We start from the raw sequence: 18483 nt of genomic DNA, 5'->3' as shown, positions 1-18483 counted from the left end.
GGGTCACAGGTACGACAGTTCAGCAGTAGGGATCGTCCGCGCAAGCTTCAACAGTGGCGTCCTGGTCTGCCCGGAACGCCGCAAGGTCGATATCCGAGGGAGTCCTCGTCATCGCCGCGAACTCATAGCGGGAGACGAAGCGGCGGCGGTGCAAGCGACCGGGTTGGGCCAACTCCGCGACCGTCATGGGTGACGATGCTACACAAGGTCACGCACCCACACCGGCAGGCAAATGCCTGTCGATCCGACCGCCGCTACGCACTCACCGGTGCGCGTGCGCCCCGGTCACGTGTTCGAGAATGATCGCGCGGGCAGTGGCCCAGGCGGTGGAATCGATATCCCCGAAATCCGCATGCCCAGCCCCTTCCAGCATGGCCAACCGCGCCGGATCACCAGCCTCCTGCGCGGCCCGCACATATGACCGCGACTGCACCGGATCCACCACCGAATCGGCCGTCCCGTGCACCGCGACCACCGGAATTCCCACCGGCAGATGCTTGATCGGCGACCCCACCGCATACCGTGCGGGCTGTTCCGAAGGCGCCCCACCGAGCAACCCGCCGACGAATTCGTCATGCCCTCTACGCACGGCCAGCGCAAGATCGAACACCCCGGCCATGATGGTCGCACTCCGCGGGCGCACCCGCGGCTGCGCGCCGGGCGCACCCGGCCCGAGAGTATGCCGCCCCGCGATCCACGCCGCCAAATGCCCACCTGCCGAATGCCCGGCCAGATGCACGCGTCCGAGGTCGAGCCGTCCACCTGCCGCCTGCTGCACGACGGTCGCCACGGATTCGGTGGCATCATCGGCATCGGCCAAGGTCGCCGGCCAGCCCCCGTCCCCTGCCACTCGCCGATACTCGATATTCCAGACCGCGACACCGGATTCGGCCAGGGACGCCGCCAACGGTTCGAAGTATCCGAGATCATGATCCTCGAGCCATCCACCCCCGTGCACCATCACCACCACGGGATGCGACCCTTCCCCCTCCGGGGCGTGCAGGATCCCGTAATTGTCGGGGTGATCCCCGTACGCGATCTTCATCGTGTCCGCACTACCACGGAGAGCGGGCGTTTCGGCATCCTCCCTGCCGCACGAAACCCCGCCCACAGCCACCGCCGCGATCATGAGGAAACGCCCCACCACCCTCGGACCACGCATCGGCACCTCGTCTCCACGGCTTCACGAACAGACCACCGTCCTCCAGGTCACCGTAAGCACGATGCCCCTGAGCCCCTGGATGCCACGCGGAGCCGAAACAGGCCGTGCGCCGCAGTGGCCGAGTGCGACCGATTCCCCGCATCGATGATCGACGAGCGCAGCCACGTGTCACTGCGGCGTCTGGTTGAACGCTCGATCACCGGCAGTAGGCACGTCGGCAGTCATTTCGCGGTGTCATGGTTTCGACTGAAGTTCTCGGACAACGTCTGCCACGTGGTGATCGTGATCGGGGTTCTCCGGCAGCGAGATGGCGACCCCTTGTGCGGCCGGGCCGAGGTGGTCGTGGATGGTCGAGGCCAGCGCGTCGTAACGCGCGGTGGGTACCAGGACATCCAGGACCTCGTCTGTGACCACGCCGGGTAACCGCTGCCACTGGTCACTGCGGACAAGTTCGGCCAGTTCACCCTGCAGCCCGTGGAAACCATTGCGTTCCAATGCTCCCCGGTAGGCAGGAGTGGAGTACAGAAACGCGAAAAGCCGGCGCCGGCGCGCACGTTCGCGGATGACATCGTCGTCGGTGGCGCCGGTGATCACCTGGAGCCCGGCAACGATCTCGAAATCCTCCAGTGTCCGGGAGGCGTCGCGCGCCCCGGCGGCGAGGGAAGGAGCGCAGACTGTCGAAAGGTATTGCGGGTCGGAGTTGGTCGGGTGAGTCACCATCCCGTCCGCGCACGCACCTGCTGCTTCACAGATGCGGGGCCCGACTCCGCCGAGGTAGATCAGGGGCGCGGAGGTAACAGGATCCGGGCCCGGATTGAAGTACGGCTGCATCCTGGAAAAGTGGTAGTGCTCGCCGTGGAAAGGAACCAGGGCACCGGTTCGGAAGGTTTCGAACCCGGCCCGCACCACCTCGACATACTCCCGCATCCGCGCGGCCGGCGCGGCCGCCCAGGGCATGGCGTAGCGGTCTTCGATATTCTGCCGAACCTGGCTACCGAGCCCGAGCTGGAACCGCCCTCCGGACAGTGCGGACAGATCCCACGCCGTATAGGCGGTCAACATCGGGCTACGGATGAACGCCACGGCGACGGAGGTCCGGACGATTATCCGTTCCGTCGCGCGAAGGGCCAGCAGCGCGAGCATGAACGGGTCGTGAACCGTCTCCGATACATGGATCCCATCGAACCCGGCGGCCTCGGCGCGACGGGCGAGTTCACCGATGGCAGCCAGCGGCGTCGCCGCATCGGTTCCTGCATAGACTTTCACCAGGACAGTTGTAGCAATCCGGTAACAGCCCACCGGCGATGGCAGGGCGAGTGGCGACCGGGGGCGAGACAGCACTGCGGCCGGACCTTCGGGAAGGTCCGGCGGCTGCGCTCAGGTGACTACATCACTTGCCGGCCTGGCTGTTGTATTCCTTCTCGATGCGCTCCCCGACCTCCTGGTCGATGTTCTTCCAGTACTGGAAGGCGCGTGAGAGAACCGGTTCGACGACCCCGGCGAGCAGCGCTCCGGTGACGGTCTGGACGAGACGTTGCCGTTCCTCATCCGAGAACACGTCGCGCACGAGCGTGTGGGCCTGGCCGAAGTCGTCGTCTTCCGCGTGCAGCGAGTAGGCCGACCGGACGAGTTCGCCGTCGGACTCCCAGCCGTTGTCCACCGGGCCCTGCGCGTCCTGGTAGGCGCGACCGTAGGAGTTCGGCGCGTAGACCGGTGCGTCACCGGCGTGGAGGTACTGCATCGCGCCCTCCTTGTCGTAGGAGTTGGTGGTCACGACCGGGCGGTTCACCGGGAGCTGGTTGAAGTTGGTGCCCAGCCGGTTCCGCTGCGCGTCGGGGTAGGAGAAGATCCGGCCCAGCAGCATCTTGTCCGGCGAGATGCCGGTACCCGGGACCGTGTTCGAAGGACTGAACGCCGCCTGCTCGATCTGCGCGAAGTGGTTGACCGCGTTGTGGTTCAGGGTGAAGCGTCCGACCGGGATACGCGGGTAGTCCTTCTTCGACCAGGTCTTGGTGAGGTCGAAGGGGTTGAAACGGTATTTCTTCGCGTCGTCGTAGGGCATGATCTGCACCTCGACCCGCCACGACGGGTAGTCGCCGTTCTTGATCGATTCGAACAGATCGCGCCGGTGGAAATCCGCGTCGTCGCCGGCCAGTTCGCCGGCTTCCTCGTTACTGAGGAACTTCAACCCCTGATCGGTCAGGAAGTGGTACTTGACCCAGAACTTTTCCCCGGCCTCGTTGACCCACATGTAGGTGTGCGAGGAGTAGCCGTTCATATGGCGCCACGTCCGCGGGAGACCGCGGTCGCCCATGAGGTAGGTGACCTGGTGGGCGCTCTCCGGGGAGAGAGTCCAGAAGTCCCATTGCATGTTGTTGTCGCGCAGGCCCGAGTCGGGGGTGCGTTTCTGGGAATGGATGAAATCCGGGAACTTCATCGGATCGCGGACGAAGAAGGTCGGCGTGTTGTTGCCGACGATATCGAAGTTGCCGTCCTGGGTATAGAACTTCAGTGCGAAACCGCGGACGTCGCGCCAGGTATCGGGCGAGCCCAGCTCGCCGGCCACGGTGGAGAACCGGGCCAGCATCGGCGTCTTGGTTCCCGGCTGGAACAGTTTCGCCTTGGTATAGCGCGAGACGTCCTCGGTGATCTCGAGCTCGCCGAACGCGCCGGACCCCTTCGCGTGCGGGCTCCGTTCCGGGATCCGCTCACGGTCGAACCGGGCGAGCTTCTCGACGAGCGCGACATCGTGCAGTAACAGCGGCCCGTTCGATCCCACGCTGAGCGAGTGGGCGTCGCTTTCCCGCGGTGCGCCGGATTCGGTCGTCGATGGTTTCGAGGAGGTGTGGTCTGTGGTGGGTTCGGTGGTCATGCAATCTCCTCCTGGTGAACTGTTCGATTGGTCCATGAACCGGCCGGTCCGGGCGGAGCCATGCCATGTCGTCCGCTTCGGCGTGCGGGTTCTCAGCAGTGCACGTTTCCACCCTACCGACAATCTGGAATGATTCAAGTTATTGATCCGATAAAGAGAGCCTGGCAATTCCCGAACCGGAAACCTGGTCATCGTCTTGCGTGGACTCCGCCGTTCTCGTGACGAAGGGCGATCCGGACCCGCTGAATAAGTCGTCGTTCTCGTCCGCGTTCGGCGAGAGTGTGGCCGGAATCGTCGGGTCGGCGTCCACCACATCCCGGGAAACAGCGGGTCGAATCCGAGATCCATCAGCGCTTTGTTGGCGTTGTAGTGCAGAAACTCGATGGCGTCGTCGGCGAGGCCGACGGGGCCGTACAGACCGCGAGTCTACTGCACCTCGTTTTCGTGGAGGTCGCGAAATCGGCGTTCGTCACCACGGCCCGCGGCCGAACCAGATCGGCAGCGCGGGAGCATCGGGACCGGCCACATGCGCGTTGCCATCGCCCCATCCGTCCCACACGATCAGATCACCGCGGTCCGGCCGCAAACCCGCGGGACGAGGGCCGAAGCTATCCGCCGTCTCCCGCGACGAGCCCGATTCCGGCGGCGAGATCGGTGAGGACCGCGTCGAACAGCACGTCCGGGTCGCTCACCGGCATCGGGTAATTGCCGAACACTTCGAGTGTTACGTGACCGTAGAGCCGGACCCACACCGTCATCATCAGGTACGCGACCCCGAGGTCGAACTTCTCGGCCGGGAACTTCTGCTCCGATCCCGCCAAAAGCGCCAGGAGTTCGGTCTGGAAGGCGATCAGATCGGTCCGCAGCGCCCCCGGAATCGATTCGACCGGCGGGGGTGCCAGGTCGTAGGCCGCCAGCACCTTTCCGGCGGCTTCCAGGAAAACCAGGCCGAACGATTCGTCGAATCGGCGCACCGTGCCCGGATTGCCGCCGGACGGGGAGGCAAATACCAGGGTGAATTCGTTGCGGTGAGCCAAGGCCCAGTGCCGGAATGCCCGGCAGATGGCGAACAGCCGGACCACACCGTCGTCGGGGAGTTCGGCGACCTGCGCGGCGAGATCGTCGGCCAAGCGGCGGCAGATATCACGGCGCAAAGCAGCCAGGAGCTCGTCCCTGGACGGGTAGTAGCGGTAGAGGGCGGGGGCGGTGATACCGAGTTCACGCGCGATGGCGCGGAGGCTCAGTGCCTCCGCGCCATGCGAGACCAGCAGCTCCGCGGCCACGCGCCGGATATCCGCGTCACTGACCGCGGGCATCCGGCCCCGCCGCGCGGGTGGTGTCATTCGTAGGCGACCTGCCAATTCTTGATGCCGTTCAACCAACCCGACCGTAGCCGAACGGGTTCGGCGACCTGACGCAGGTTCGGCATCACATCGGCGATGGCGTTGAAGATGAGGTCGAGTTGCAGGCGGGCCAGGTTCGCGCCGACGCAGTAGTGGGTGCCCGTTCCACCGAACCCGACGTGCGGATTCGGGTTACGGGTGACGTCGAACTCGAACGGCTTGGTGAAGTGGTCTTCGTCGAAGTTGGCCGAGGAGTAGAACAGGCCCACGCGCTGCCCCTTGGTGATGGCCTGGCCACCGATTTCGGTATCCACCAGGGCGGTCCGCTGGAAGGCGATGACCGGGGTGGCCCAGCGGACGATCTCGTCGGGGGCGGTGCGCGGGCGCTCGGCCCGGTACAGCTCCCATTGTTCGGGGTTGTCGACGAAAGCCTTCATGCCGTGGGTGGTGGCATTGCGGGTGGTCTCGTTACCGGCGACGGCCAGCAGGATGACGAACCAGGCGAACTCTTCCGAACTCAGTGCTTCGCCGTCGATATCGGCGCTGAGCAGCTGGGTGATGATGTCGTCGGCCGGGCAGCCGCGACGCTCCTCGGCGAGGTTCCAGGCGTAGCCCATGACCTGCGCGTTGGCCATCTTGTAGCTGTCGGCGTACTGGGGGTCGTCGTAGCCCATCATCTGGTTGGACCACTCGAACAGTTTGCCGCGATCGTCCTGCGGCACACCGAGGAGTTCGGCGATGGCCTGCAGCGGCAGTTCGCACGCGACCTGTTCGACGAAATCGCCGCCGCCGGTCTTCTTGGCCTCGTGCACGATCCGCTCGGCGCGTTCGGTGAGTGCGTCGCGCAGGCTCTGCACGGCGCGCGGTGTGAAACCGCGGGCGATGATGCGGCGCAGCTTGTCGTGTTCCGGCGGATCGGTGTTGACCAGCATGGCGCGCTGGATGTCGATCTCGTCGCGAGTGATCTCACCGTTGAAGCGGATCACCGCGGTATTGGCGTTGGTGGAGTAGACCTCGGAGTTCTTGGATATCTCCTTGATGTGGTCGAGCTTGCTGACCACCCAGTACCCGCCGTCGTCGAAACCGCTGACGCCGTCGGGCTGGTCGACCCACCAGACGGGCGCGGCGCGGCGCAGTTCGGCCCATTCTTCGATCGGCAGCCGAGCGGCGAGCAGGTCGGGATCGGTGAAATCGAAGTCGTGGGACAGGGACGGTGCGGTCACTATGCCTCCTTGCAGAACACTGTCCTTAGGAGTGAACCACACCACACCCTCATTTGTGAACACCCTTTAGTAAATAGCGTTCACTCAACGTGCGATCCGATCAGCGTTGCGACGGCGCACCGAACCGGACAGCCACCGCCGGACCGTTCGGCCCCTCGGGGCGCTCCACCAACTGCTGGGCACGATCCACCGCCCAGGCGTAACGCGGATCCGGACTCAGGGCGTTCTCGCGCAGGCATGCCTCGGTGAACTTGATGACGTGTTCGTCTCCGTGGTCGACCGCACGGGCGATCAACTCGTCCCACGGCGGCGTATCCGTCTCCTGTGCATGCACCGGCGCCTCGGCCTCACCGGACCGGTCGGTGGTCGCCGCCATCAGCAGCGTCACCTGCGCCTGCCATACCGCGGCGAGGGTGGGCTCGTACAACGCTTCGGGTAGACACGGCAACACCAGCCGGGCCGCGGCGGGAGCCGTCACGCCGTGGATGAGCGGAATCGGGAACTGCGCCACCGCATGTGCGCCACAGATGCCGGCGAAATGGGCGGTCATCCGGGACAGCAGGCGGTCGGCGCGCTCGGGAGCCAGTGCGGTCAGGGATTCGTCGTAGCCGGGCATAGTGCGGGGGGTGCGCAGACGGGCCATCGCCTGCTGCGGGCTGTCCGGTTCCGGCAACCTGGGCACCGCCGCAATCGAGGCAGGGAGACCGGATTTTCCGGTGAGACGGCCCGGGCCGGGCGCATCGATGAACCGGGCAGCCCAGTAGCCCAGCGCCCGGGAGAGTTCGCCCAGCTGCAACGGGGTCGGCCGATCGGTGGCCGACAGTCCGCGTACGGCATGCGCCGTCCGGATCAGTCCGTGCGTGAGGCCGGTCATCGGCCCGGGGAGCAAACGCGGCCACCAGCGCACCAGCACCTCTTGCCAGCCCTCGTCCGCCATCTGACGCCGGAACAGTTCCTCGAAATCGCCGGCCCGCCCGATATCGCCGAGCGCGGCCCGCCAATCGGATTCCTCGTCACCGAGTCGGCGGGAAGGCACGGGCGGTTCGTGATGCGGCGCGGCAGCCCGATACACCGCGACCCAGTCCGGGATCGCGGCGGTGTGGCCCAGCACTGCAAGCGCTTCGGCGGCCATCGGGCCGTGGTTGGCCAGATCGCCACCGCCCAGGTTGCGCTCGTATCCGAGATCGTCCAGCCGTTCGAGCGCGTCGTTGACCGCATCGCTGTAAGCCGACATCACTACCTCAATCGCTTCGCATATCCGAACTATTTGGAAATACGAACATATAAGATGACTCCATGCCGGACAAGACCCACACGCCGAGGCAACCGACCGCGCAGGAGATCACCGACCTGATCGGATTCCTGCCGCTGGTCGCGAACTTCTTCGACAAGGCACGCACGGATATGCCGGCCGAATACCTCGAATCCTTCACCGCGCACCGGCTCACCCCCCGGCACGGCGCGGTATGCGTGCAACTGGTGGCCGAGGAAGCGATCAGCGTCGGCGAACTGGCCGGCCGGATGGGACTGGCACTGTCCACGGTGAGCGAGCTGGTGGGCGATCTCGACCGCGCCGAATGGGTGCAACGGCGGCCCGACCCGGCCGACCGGCGGCGCACGCTGGTATCGCTGCTGCCGCACCGCCGCGCACATGTCGAAGAATTCGTCGCCCGGCGAGCCGAGCCGCTGCTGGCGGCCGTATCCACCCTCACCACAGAACAGCGCGCGGGGTTCCAGGCGGGGCTTCAAGCCTGGGCCCACGAGATCCGGAACTGGCGAACGGAACCCCTGCCGTGAACCCGCCCGGAGCGGGGTCGAGCGTCGCGCCGGATTCGAGTTCCCGGGTATTCAGCGCTGTCACCTCGGTCTATTCTGGTAGCCGCATGAGCATGACTCCCACAGCCCAGGAGGACGAAGCGCATGACAACCATGGAAATGCCGCACGTCAGCGAATGCACAGTGAACGACTGTTCCTACAACAACCACGACGGCTGCCATGCCTACGCCATCAATGTCTCCGGCCAGAACGGCAGCGCCGATTGCGCGACGTTCATCCCGTTGGCGGTCAAAGGCGGACTGGATACGGTCACCAGCATGGTCGGGGCCTGCCAGCGCGCGGACTGCGCGCACAACACCGGCCTCGAATGCACCGCCGGTGAGATCCGGGTCGGCCCGGGCAGCGGGGATCACGCCGCGCGTTGCATGACCTACACCCCCAGCTGAACTATCCACCGTACGGTGCGGGGCGTTGTCGTCCCGCACCGTACGGGGCGCTCGGGCTGTTCAGCCGCGCCTTGCCCACGAGGTAGCCGCCCACATCGGCGGCAGTGGCTGTCGCGGAACCGCCGACCGGTATCGGCCTCCCACGCCACCGGCCCGGTTACCCCTGCATTCACGCCGCAGGACCACTGCGTACCGCAGCGACAACGCATCAAAGCCCTTGCGGACCTTCCGAACGCAGATCGTCGACCTTCCGCATCGCCGTACGCAGCTCCTCGAGCCACGACTCGGTGTGCTCGCCCACCAGCCGCACCGCCCACGCCAAAGCATCGGCCCTCGACCGCGCCACCCCGGCATCGACCAGCGTGTCGAGCACCTTTCGTTCCGGTTGCCGCAGCCTGGTCATCACCGGAACCGCCAAGTGGGTGAACAGGATTCGCTGCCCGTCGATCGCGACGCCCCACGCGACACTGCGCCGGTAGCGCTGCTGCGCCTCGTCCGCGATCTGCATCCGCGCGGGCCGAGTGGACTCGCGGAACCTGGCAACCGCCCCTTCCTTTGTCGCCTCCGCGATCGGGGGGGTCGCCTTGTCGCCGGATCCCTCGCTCGCTGCTTCGTCCGGTCGCGGCAGCGGCAGTTCACCGATTACCACGATCTCGTCCCGGTCGATCTCGATCACCGGTGGTCCGGTGAACCATTCGGCGGGCAAGCGACCCGCGAACCAATCCACGATATCGCCGGTTTCGGGCAGATCCGCCTGCTGCCATCCGCCCGCTCGACCGAATCCACGCCCCCGGTGTCCATGCCTCATGGGATCACCTTCTCTGTAGAACGATTACTTGATTACAAGATTACGCCGCAAGCCACGTAGCGGGTTCAGCTCAGCGCGAACGCTGACGACGGGAAGTCCCAGGCAGCATTCCCGACTGGCACGTTGCGGAAGGTTCCGCCTTCCGCGTGTCTGCCGGAGATGGTTCGAATCTCTCCGTATTCTGCCGCTGACCAGGCAGTACCCGCCTCACGAAGCGAGGACTCATGGCATCCGGACCGGGCTCGGGAACCACAGGCGCCCACGGCAGGGCGCCGGGCATCGGAGGGGCGCGCAAGGTGAGGGTCGAGCCCTGACCGGGGCGGCGGTTCCCGCACCGATGCTCGCAGTTGCGGGGCGGGCGCCGAACGGCCCGGAGTGGGCGGCGGAAATGAAATGGGACGGAGTACTTCTCTGAACCTCGCAAGTCCGGGTAGGTTTCAGGGCACCGGCAGGTCGACTGTGGCAATTGCAAGTCGGGCAAATAGCTCTGGTCCGGTCGTCGTTGGTTTATAGAGCCACGGTTAGCATCCTTGTTCGTGACCGTCAGCAAAGAGCGTGTGCGGGTTTCTGTTCCGGACTCGACGCCACAGGGGGATCAGCGGGCCGATACAGCGGCCAGTCGACAGGTTGGGGTGTGGGCTGTTGTAGCGGCGGTGGTCGCTGTTTTGGCTGCAGTCACGATTCCGTTCTTGCCGGTGGAGCAGGAGCAGGCGCGGGTGTCGTGGCCGCAGGGGTCGACACTGTCGTCAGTGTCCGTGCCGCTGGTGTCCTATGCCGCGGACGAGGTGTCGGCCGAGATTCCCTGCGCGGCAGTGGACGCAGTGGCCGGGACCGGTGGGGTCGTGGTTTCGACGGTTCCTCGTCAGTCCCCGGAGTCGGAACGTTACGGGCTGGTCGTGAAGGCGGTCGCCGATACCGCGGATCGCCCGGGACGGGTTGACGTCGTCTCGCGGAGCACGTTGTTGTGGTCGGCGCCGTTGGAGCAGGTGCGCAGCCAGTCGTGCACGTTGTCGCTGCATGTGGACCGGACGGGCGCGACGGTTTCCAGCAGTGGTGGCCCGGTCGGCAAGAGCGAACGGCACGAGGGAGATCTGCGTCCGCAGGTGGTGGGTGTGTTCACGGATCTGACCGGTGCGCCGGATCCGGGGATGCACGCCGAGGTGCTGGTGGATTCCCGGTTCTCCTCCTCGCCGTCGCTGTTGAAGCTGGCTGTGATGGGGGTGTGTCTGGCGGCGACGCTGGCAGCGCTGGTGATGCTGTATCGGCTCGACGCGCCTCAGCGAGGTCGTGCGAGGCGGGTACTGCATGCACGTTGGTGGCGGTTGCGGCCGGTGGATGTGGTGGTGGTCGCGACGATGGGGGTGTGGCACTTCATCGGTAACAACACCTCCGATGACGGCTATCAGCTCGGCATGGCCCGGGCCTCGGATAGTTCGGGGTACATGGCGAACTACTTCCGGTGGTTCGGTGTGCCCGAGGCTCCGTTCGGCACACCGTATTACGACCTGCTCGCCGCGATGGCCAAGGTGTCGGCGGTCAGCCCGTGGGTTCGGCTGCCTGCGCTGCTGGCCGGGTTGCTGACCTGGTGGGTGATCAGTCGAGAAGTGATCCCCCGGCTCGGTGCGGCTGTGAAGCGCAGCCCTGTGGCGGTCTGGACCAGCGCCGCTGTGTTTCTGGCATTCTGGATGCCTTTCAACAACGGGCTGCGCCCGGAACCGATTGTGGCTCTCGGGGTCCTGCTGACGTGGTGCGCGATGGAGCGAGCCATCGCCACCCGGCGAGTGTTCCTGGCAGCGGTCGCGCTGATCCTGGCAGCGCTCACACTCACCGTCGGCCCCTCCGGGGTGATCTGCTTCGCAGTGCTCATTGCCGGCGCGCGCCGTCTCGTCGTGATCACCGCCGACCGGGCTCGCAGCAGTGGTTACCTGCCACTGCTGGCGCCGCTGGTTGCTGCCGGACTGGTCGTGCTCACCGCGGTGTTCGCCGATCAGACTGTGGCCGCGGTGCGGGAAATGACCCATGTGCACAGCCTGATCGGGCCCGGAGAACCGTGGTTCTTCGAGTATCTGCGCTACCAGTGGCTGCTACAGATCAACGCCGATGGCTGGCTGACCCGCCGGTTCGGAGTGTTCGTCATGGTGGCCGGACTGGTGGTGTGCATTGTGGCGATGCTGCGCCGCGGCGGCCATATCCCGGGCACCGCGGCGGGCCCCTCGCAGCGCCTCGTCGGCGTCACGATCGGCGCGATGATGCTGATGATGTTCACCCCCACCAAGTGGACACACCACTTCGGGGTCTATGCCGGGCTGGCCGGGGCGATCACCGCGCTCACCGCCGTCGCGGCCGGCCCAGCAGTGATGCGATCACCGCGCAACCGTGCCCTGCTCGCCGCCGCAGTGTTTTTCCTGCTGTCGATGTCATTTGTCGGCGCCAACGGCTACTGGTACGCCTCGTCGTGGGGTGTGCCGTGGGCGGATATCCCGCCCGAGATCGCTGGTAAGGGCCTATCCACTTTCGCCGCCGGTGCCGCGGTGGTGTGTCTGGCGTTGGCCGCCTGGTTCCATCTTCACCCGAGCACGACCTCACCGCGGCCACGCTCGCTCACTGTCCGTGTGACCCGGATCCCGGTGTTGCTGCTGGTCGCCGCGGCGATGGTCGTGTTTCAACTGCTGTCGATGACCAAAGCCGCGCTCGCCCAGCACGGCTCCTACTCGATCGCCGCCTCAAACCTGGCTGCCCTCGACGACGGATGCGGACTGGCCGACGAGGTCCTGGTCGAGACCGACCCGAACGCGTCCATGCTCGCGCCTGTGGCTGGCGACATTGGCACCACTTTGGCCGCGACCACCGCGACCGGGTTCACCGCCAACGGTGTCTCCGGTGACCTCACGTCCGATGAAGTCGAGTCGACCACCGGGCTGGCGAACTCGGTCGACGATCCCAACGACTCCACCGATACCGACCGCACTGCCGTTCCCGCCGGATCCGAGACCGGCACTCCGCGAGGGACCGGGGTCAACGGCAGCGACGTTCCGCTGCCGTTCGGGCTCGACCCCGCCGTCACCCCCGTACTCGGCAGCTACCAGAACGGTGACCAGGCGCCCGCAGAGTTGATCAGCGGCTGGTACCGGCTGCCCCAAGCCACCGGCACCAGCGAGGGCCAGATCATCGCCATCACCGCCGCCGGCCGGATCCGCTCCACCGACGAGGACGGCATCGTCACCCCCGGCCAAGACCTCGTTGTCGAAGTCGGCCGAAGCCAAGCCGACGGCACCATCACTGCTCTCGGGGCGGTCGAGCCCATCGATATCGGCCCCGCACCGTCCTGGCGTAACCTGCGAGTACCTCTCGACCAGCTCCCCGGCGACGCCGATGTCGTCCGGATCGTCGCCACAGACAAAGACCTGGCGCCCGACCAGTGGCTGGCAGTCACTCCACCCCGTGTGCCGCAGACACGCACTCTCAACGCTGTGCTCGGCACACAGACCCCGGTGCTACTCGACTGGGAAGTCGGGCTCCATTTTCCCTGCCAGCAGCTCATGCCCACCCGCGGCGGCGTCGCTACCCCACCCGAATACCGGATCCTGCCCGACCGCAGCGGCGCCACCATCACCAACCTGTGGCAAGGCCACGACGGCGGCGGCCCACTGGGCTGGATCGAGCTTCTACTGTCCGCCGAGACCCTGCCCACCTACCTCGACAACGACTGGCACCGCGACTGGGGCTCCCTCGAGCGCTACACCTTCCTGGACCCGACCACCAACCCGGCCCACATCACCTTCGACCGCCTGCAGCGATCCGGAACCTGGACTCCAGGCACCATCACCACCGCGTTCTGAAAGTACCCCGCGATCCATCCATCGATTTCGGGTTGTTGCTGGTGTTGCTGCATCTCAGGCTGCCGTTCGTGGTCGCGAAGACCATCAGTTTCGTCGCCGGAACGGGTTATGGCCTACTGATCAACCGCCGGTGGGCCTTCCCGGCGCCGCCCAGTCGCAAGCGGTTCCTTGCGGTGGCGGTTCTGTACGGCATGGACCGAGCTTCACCATGGCGCTATCCGCGGTGGTCCAGTCGATGCCGACGAAGCACCAAGGGTGGTTACCCGGCTATGCCGTGCTGGCCGACGAAGCGGCTTCCCGGCGGCCAACCACGCTCCTCTGCGACTCGGGATCAATTTTGTGGCGCTGTGATCTCATCGGGTGAGCGGTCCGGTCTCAGTCCGCGGAAGCTGGGATGGCGCAGAACCCCGTCGCCTGTGAGCTCGCGATACTCCACGTCGGCGACCAGAACCGGATCGACCCACCGGGCGGCCTTCGATATCGCGGCCGGCACGGCCCTGAGCGGACTGGTCGTCCGCGCGATCCCGTCCAGGGCGGCTCGCAGTTTCCGGCGATCAGCCATTGTGAATCCTGTTCCGACGCTGCCGATGAAGCGCAAGTCGGGACCGTTCTCGTGTGCGCCGAGCACTAGCGATCCGAGCGTATCGGCGAAGGCACCGTTGCCGGGTAGCCAGGCGACGATTACCCCCTCGGCAGTGCGGCGCAGAGCCGACTTGATCCAGTCACGGCTGCGGGTGCCGGGCCGATATCTGGAGTCGGCGCGCTTGCTCACGATCCCCTCGAGTCCGGCCTGCGCCGCGGCCGCCAGCAGATGTTCGGGGTCGAGGGCGGTCCAGAATGGTGGCACGCGGATCAGTCCGCCTTCGAGAGTGAGGTCATCGAGTATCTCGCGGCGCGCGAGGTAGGGCTTGTCCATTGTCGAGACCGCGTCGACGAACAGGACGTCGAATACCACGTATTCAACGCGGACCCCGGCGAGTCGCGCGCTGGTGGGCTTGGAATGCATACGTTGCTGAAGCCGGGCAAAGTCCGGAGCTCCGGTCGCAGGGTCCGGCGCGACGATCTCACCGTCGAGGACCAGGCCGCCGTCGAACTCTGCGGTAGCCGCCGACAACGCCCCGGCGAGGTCGGGATAGAACTCAGTAGCCTCCCGCAGGTTCCTGCTCCAGAATCGGCAACCTCCTTCACCACAGCGAGACACCGCCCGCTGCCCATCCCATTTCATCTCGTAACGCCAGTTCAGGGCCGGATCGGGTGGACTCCCCGCTGTGGCCAGCATCGGAGCCGGTACGCGCGCCACCCATCGAGCATACTAGTAGCAAACACTGCTGCGGGCTCGACGAACGCAGCCCGATCGGTCGGCGTCTCCGGCGCTCAGCTCGATGCCGGCGCGATCTGCTGGCGTTTGGTGTCGATATGGCGCAGGGTCTGTTGCAGGGCTTCGACCTCGCCCAGCCACTGCCGCTCGTGGGCTTGGTCGAGCCGGTCGCGGGCATTGGCGGCCATGTCGTCCAAACGCGGCAGCTGGGCACGGTCCAAGCGCAGGAAGGGGCAACGCACGCAGGCATGCTCGTGAATGCACGGGGTGCCGTACGGGCGGAAGCAGTCGCCGAGCTCGACGCGGCGGAGCAGGAAGTGCTGTTCGAACTCACGCCACTCCCCGGCGGTGGCGTCGCGGTACTCGACCGATTGACGCAATGTCCGCCGGTGGGTGATGAACTTCTGGTGGTGGGCGATCACTTCGTCGTCGAACACCGCGGCGTAGCTGCGGGTGGTGTCGAGATCCAGGTGGCCCAGTAGTGAGGCCACGATGTGCAGGGGCAATCCGGATCCGACCGCATCGGTGGTGAACAGGCGCCGGAAGTCGTGTGGTGTGAACACGACGGGCTCGCCATCGGCGGTGATGCCGGCAGCCTCGGCGGTGGCGTTCAGGATGGTGCGTACGAAGTTCGTCGACAACACTTCGTGGCGAGCACCTACCGGACGGGCGAACAGGTGGGGCAAGGGTTCGCCGTGAAGCCGTTCGTGGTGGTCGTAGCGCACCGACAGCGGGACCCGTTCGCGGCCGGCTTTGGCTCGGCGCTGAACGGCCACCAGGACTTCGACCAGTTCCGGGCTCATCGGGATGAGTCGTTCGATATCGATCTTCGAGGGCGCGATGTGCAGCAGCGGCACCAGGGTGCCGGTGCTGGCCGGTGTGTAGTGGCGAATGGAGAGCTGGGTCAGTTCGAGAACTTCTTCGATTCGGGCTCCGGTGAGCCGCAGGGTTTCGATGAGGGCCCATGCCCAGAAGCAGTCCAGTTCGAGTTTGCTCGTATCGATCAGGCCGGATTTGTTGGCGATATCGGCGGGTCCGGCAACCCAGGTCCGGCTCCGCTGGTTGCGGGTGGCGGTCAACGGTGGGTCATGGCGCCGGTAGGTGATGCCGTCCACAGTGAACTCTTCATCATGGGCCGCGTTTTTGGCGGCTTGTAGCAGCTCCGCCGACCAGCGTTTGCGGTCGAGCGCGGTGGTGGTGAACTGGTCGAGTAGCCCGGTCAGTACCCGGGTACGTTTCTGCATACGCGCTTTGACCCGGTTACGGGTCTTCTGTAGTGCACGTACGTCGGCGGCGCGGACCGGTGACGGTGCCGCCCACCGCGCCCAGCGGGCGGGGTCTTCCAGAGCCCAGTGGGCGATGTCGTGGTAGAAGGCGCGCACGGTGAACAAGATTCCGTGGAAGTCACCGCGGGGTTTGCCTTTACTGGTGACGGCCAGCCGCTCTCGCCAGGCCGCAACCACTTCAGGGCTCAGTCGTAGATCCTGCTGGGCCGGGTTGATTTGCAGGATCGTCCACCAGAACAACCTCGCCAAGTGGTGGGTGATGTGTTCGAGCGTGGAGTAGTCGACGCTGGGTCTGATTTCGTCGACGTAGTCGATGAGCAGGTCCCGGACCGGGCTCGGTGGCAGTCCGTATCGGTCGACGAGGCCAGCGGTGGTGTGCTGGCGGGTGTTGCCCTTGGCACTCCATACTGCCCGTAGCGTCGGCGGCTCATCGGCGAAAGGGCCGAGCTCAACCATCAGTTCCCAAGCCAAGTGCTCGCGGCGGATGCGCCCGGAAGCGCGGACCATATCGGCGTAGGCGAGTAGATCGTCACCGGTGACGGCGCCCAGCGGCTTCCCGGTGCGGATCATGATCCGTGCCAGACAAGTCTCTGCATCGAGTTGGACCCGCCGTACCTGCGCGCTGTAAGACGGTAGCGCCCGTAGCCGGTCGAACATGTCCGGGTCGTTGAACAAAGAGAACCGCTGCGGTAGTTCTCGAAAGATCGTCGACAACATGAACGTGTACGAGGGCCGGACCAACCTGGCGATGACCAGTGCGGTCAGGGCTCCGTGTCCGTCGACGGATCTGGTGACGCGGCCGTCCTCCTCGAGCTGGTGTGCCCATGCCCGGGGTGCCTCGTCGGCGCCGCTGGCCAACCACCGCTGTTCCCAGGTGTCGCCGGGGTACTCGGCCAGCCACTCCAGCACCCGGTGCAGGTGCCGGATCCACCGCTGTCGGTTACGAACGTCACCGGGCATGATCGGTCCGAGCTGACTCGCCAGAGCTTCGACTACCTCGTCGATTCCGGCGGCCAACAGATCCGATCCAGGGCTGTCGTCCGGCCGTGGCGGGGGTGGCCGTCCGGCGTCGTAGCCATCGAGAGCGTAGATCCGCCCCGATGGGGCGTACCGGTGATCGCGTGGCATCCGCGCCACAACGCCATCCTCTGTGGCGGTGTCGCTCATTCGGTCAGTCCCAGCAGTTCACGCACCTGTTCGGCGTCGTAACCATCGGCGATCGGCGCAACAGATTCGCGGCGTGGACGGGCGTGGTGTTCGGTGACTTTGGCGATGAGATCCTCCAGCCGAGGTCTGGTGTAGAGGAGGGTGGTGCTGACCGAGGCGTGCCGCAGGATCGTCTGCACATCAACGAGGGTGAACACTGGGTCGTCGATCATGCGGGTCGCGGCCGTGTGGCGCAGATCATGCAGAGAATGATTGGTGCCCAGCAGGGCGTTCGCGCGCATCAGCACCGCCCTCGCTGCGTGATAGGTCAGTGGCCGGTAGGGACTGCGCAGTGTGTGCCAGACCAGACCGTCGTCCAGGTGATCCTGCTGAGCGGCCTCGACCAGATACAGCGAAAGCCAAGCGAATGCGTCCGCCGAGGCGGGAACTTCAGCCAGTTCGCGGCTGCCCTTGGATACCACCTTGATAGTGCGGCGCCCGGCGTCGACATCGACCAGACGCATCCCGAGCAGTTCCGAGGCCCGGACTCCGGAGGAGAGGTAGAAGGCCACCAGCGCCCGGTCTCGGTTGCTTCGCAGTGCCGCGAACAGGTCTTCCACTGCCTGATCCGGAATGGACCGCGGGTGCCGCTGCGGCACTTTCTGCCGGTAAGGGGCACGCCGGCCCCTGGCGAACGGCTCCATCGGATTGTGGTGCGCATCGACCCGACCTCCACCGCGCCTGGTCCTGGTCGGCACCGGATTCAACAGCGGACCGAGATCGGAATCGACCGCAAACACATAGAACTCCGACAACACCGTCAGCTGATGATTGATCGTGCGCGGCGCGTACCCGATGGTCGGATAGGACTTCCCGGTGATCGCGTTGACCGAACCCAACGGCGGCGCGGTCGGCGAGCGGTGCAGCCGCCGCGGATTCGGGGCCGTTCGCAGGTGCTCGACGAGATCACGCACGTGAGCGCGCTCTGCATGTTGCCAAGCGACGCCGTGAACATGGAGAAACCGGAACCAGCGAAGTAGGTCGAATCCATAACTGCGCAGCGAACTCGGGCTCAGGTCGCAAGCCGACAGCTCCCGCAGCCATAGCTCGGCCGCCTCATGCGGGCGGTCCGGAAACCGGACCTGCCAACGTTGTACACCTTCGACCGCCTCGACCGACCCGATCGAAGGCAGGCCCGCTGCAGGCACATTCAATCGCAGAACTCCCATGCCGATGAACTATGCGCGAGGTGCGCGAATTCTT

General features: G+C 65.9%; 13 protein-coding genes. 3 read left to right on the top strand and 10 right to left on the bottom strand.

Annotation, left to right across the window (positions count from 1 at the left end; translation table 11 throughout):
* Positions 1-262 precede the first annotated feature (262 nt).
* From NS6_RS14500 to NS6_RS14475, 6 genes are all read right to left on the bottom strand, one after another.
* Positions 263-1162, bottom strand: coding sequence for an alpha/beta hydrolase family protein (locus NS6_RS14500; RefSeq protein ID WP_068041853.1), 900 nt, complete (start codon positions 1160-1162; stop codon positions 263-265).
* Positions 1163-1396: 234 nt separating this feature from the next.
* Complete coding sequence (locus tag NS6_RS14495) at positions 1397-2428, bottom strand: TIGR03617 family F420-dependent LLM class oxidoreductase (RefSeq protein ID WP_068041851.1); 1032 nt, start codon at positions 2426-2428, stop codon at positions 1397-1399.
* 124 nt (positions 2429-2552) lie between these two features.
* A complete protein-coding gene (locus NS6_RS14490) occupies positions 2553-4034 on the bottom strand; it encodes a catalase (protein ID WP_068041848.1) in 1482 nt (493 codons plus the stop codon).
* Between the two features lie 608 nt (positions 4035-4642).
* Complete coding sequence (locus NS6_RS14485) at positions 4643-5377, bottom strand: TetR/AcrR family transcriptional regulator (RefSeq protein WP_068041846.1); 735 nt, start codon at positions 5375-5377, stop codon at positions 4643-4645.
* Positions 5374-6600: a cytochrome P450 gene (locus NS6_RS14480; RefSeq protein WP_068042251.1), complete on the bottom strand. Its 1227-nt coding sequence runs from the start codon at positions 6598-6600 to the stop codon at positions 5374-5376. Before NS6_RS14480 ends, NS6_RS14485 begins: the two co-directional genes overlap by 4 nt.
* Before the next feature lie 100 nt (positions 6601-6700).
* Positions 6701-7834 (bottom strand): questin oxidase family protein, encoded by a 1134-nt coding sequence (locus NS6_RS14475; protein ID WP_068041844.1) that lies wholly within the window; start codon positions 7832-7834, stop codon positions 6701-6703.
* A gap of 62 nt (positions 7835-7896) precedes the next feature.
* Here NS6_RS14475 and NS6_RS14470 point away from each other — a divergent pair, with 62 nt between their 5' ends.
* Positions 7897-8397 carry a MarR family winged helix-turn-helix transcriptional regulator gene (locus tag NS6_RS14470; protein WP_068041841.1) on the top strand — a complete coding sequence of 167 codons (501 nt, stop codon included), beginning with the start codon at positions 7897-7899 and terminating at the stop codon, positions 8395-8397.
* Positions 8398-8520: 123 nt separating this feature from the next.
* Positions 8521-8823: a DUF1540 domain-containing protein gene (locus tag NS6_RS14465; protein WP_068041838.1), complete on the top strand. Its 303-nt coding sequence runs from the start codon at positions 8521-8523 to the stop codon at positions 8821-8823.
* A gap of 208 nt (positions 8824-9031) precedes the next feature.
* Here the strand turns inward: NS6_RS14465 and abmR are convergent, their stop codons facing one another.
* On the bottom strand, positions 9032-9631 hold the full coding sequence (gene abmR, locus NS6_RS14460) for an ATP-binding transcription factor AbmR (RefSeq protein WP_068041835.1): 600 nt from the start codon (positions 9629-9631) through the stop codon (positions 9032-9034).
* Between the two features lie 557 nt (positions 9632-10188).
* Between abmR and NS6_RS14455 the strand changes: the two genes are divergently transcribed.
* Entirely contained in the window at positions 10189-13470 is a 3282-nt protein-coding gene (locus tag NS6_RS14455; RefSeq protein ID WP_157112771.1) for an arabinosyltransferase domain-containing protein, read from the top strand.
* A gap of 331 nt (positions 13471-13801) precedes the next feature.
* Here NS6_RS14455 and ligD read toward each other — a convergent pair whose 3' ends face one another.
* The 3 genes from ligD to NS6_RS14440 form a co-directional block, all read right to left on the bottom strand.
* Positions 13802-14770: a non-homologous end-joining DNA ligase gene (gene ligD / locus NS6_RS14450; RefSeq protein ID WP_307647620.1), complete on the bottom strand. Its 969-nt coding sequence runs from the start codon at positions 14768-14770 to the stop codon at positions 13802-13804.
* Positions 14771-14844: 74 nt separating this feature from the next.
* Positions 14845-17241: a tyrosine-type recombinase/integrase gene (locus NS6_RS14445; RefSeq protein ID WP_068041827.1), complete on the bottom strand. Its 2397-nt coding sequence runs from the start codon at positions 17239-17241 to the stop codon at positions 14845-14847.
* Complete coding sequence (locus NS6_RS14440) at positions 17238-18449, bottom strand: tyrosine-type recombinase/integrase (RefSeq protein WP_068041824.1); 1212 nt, start codon at positions 18447-18449, stop codon at positions 17238-17240. Before NS6_RS14440 ends, NS6_RS14445 begins: the two co-directional genes overlap by 4 nt.
* Positions 18450-18483: the final 34 nt, after the last annotated feature.

The organism is Nocardia speluncae NBRC 108251, from assembly GCF_001613245.1.
Classification (GTDB): Bacteria; Actinomycetota; Actinomycetes; order Mycobacteriales; family Mycobacteriaceae; genus Nocardia; species Nocardia speluncae.
Note: the sequence above shows the minus strand (reverse complement) of the source record. Positions and strands in the feature narration are given on the sequence as shown.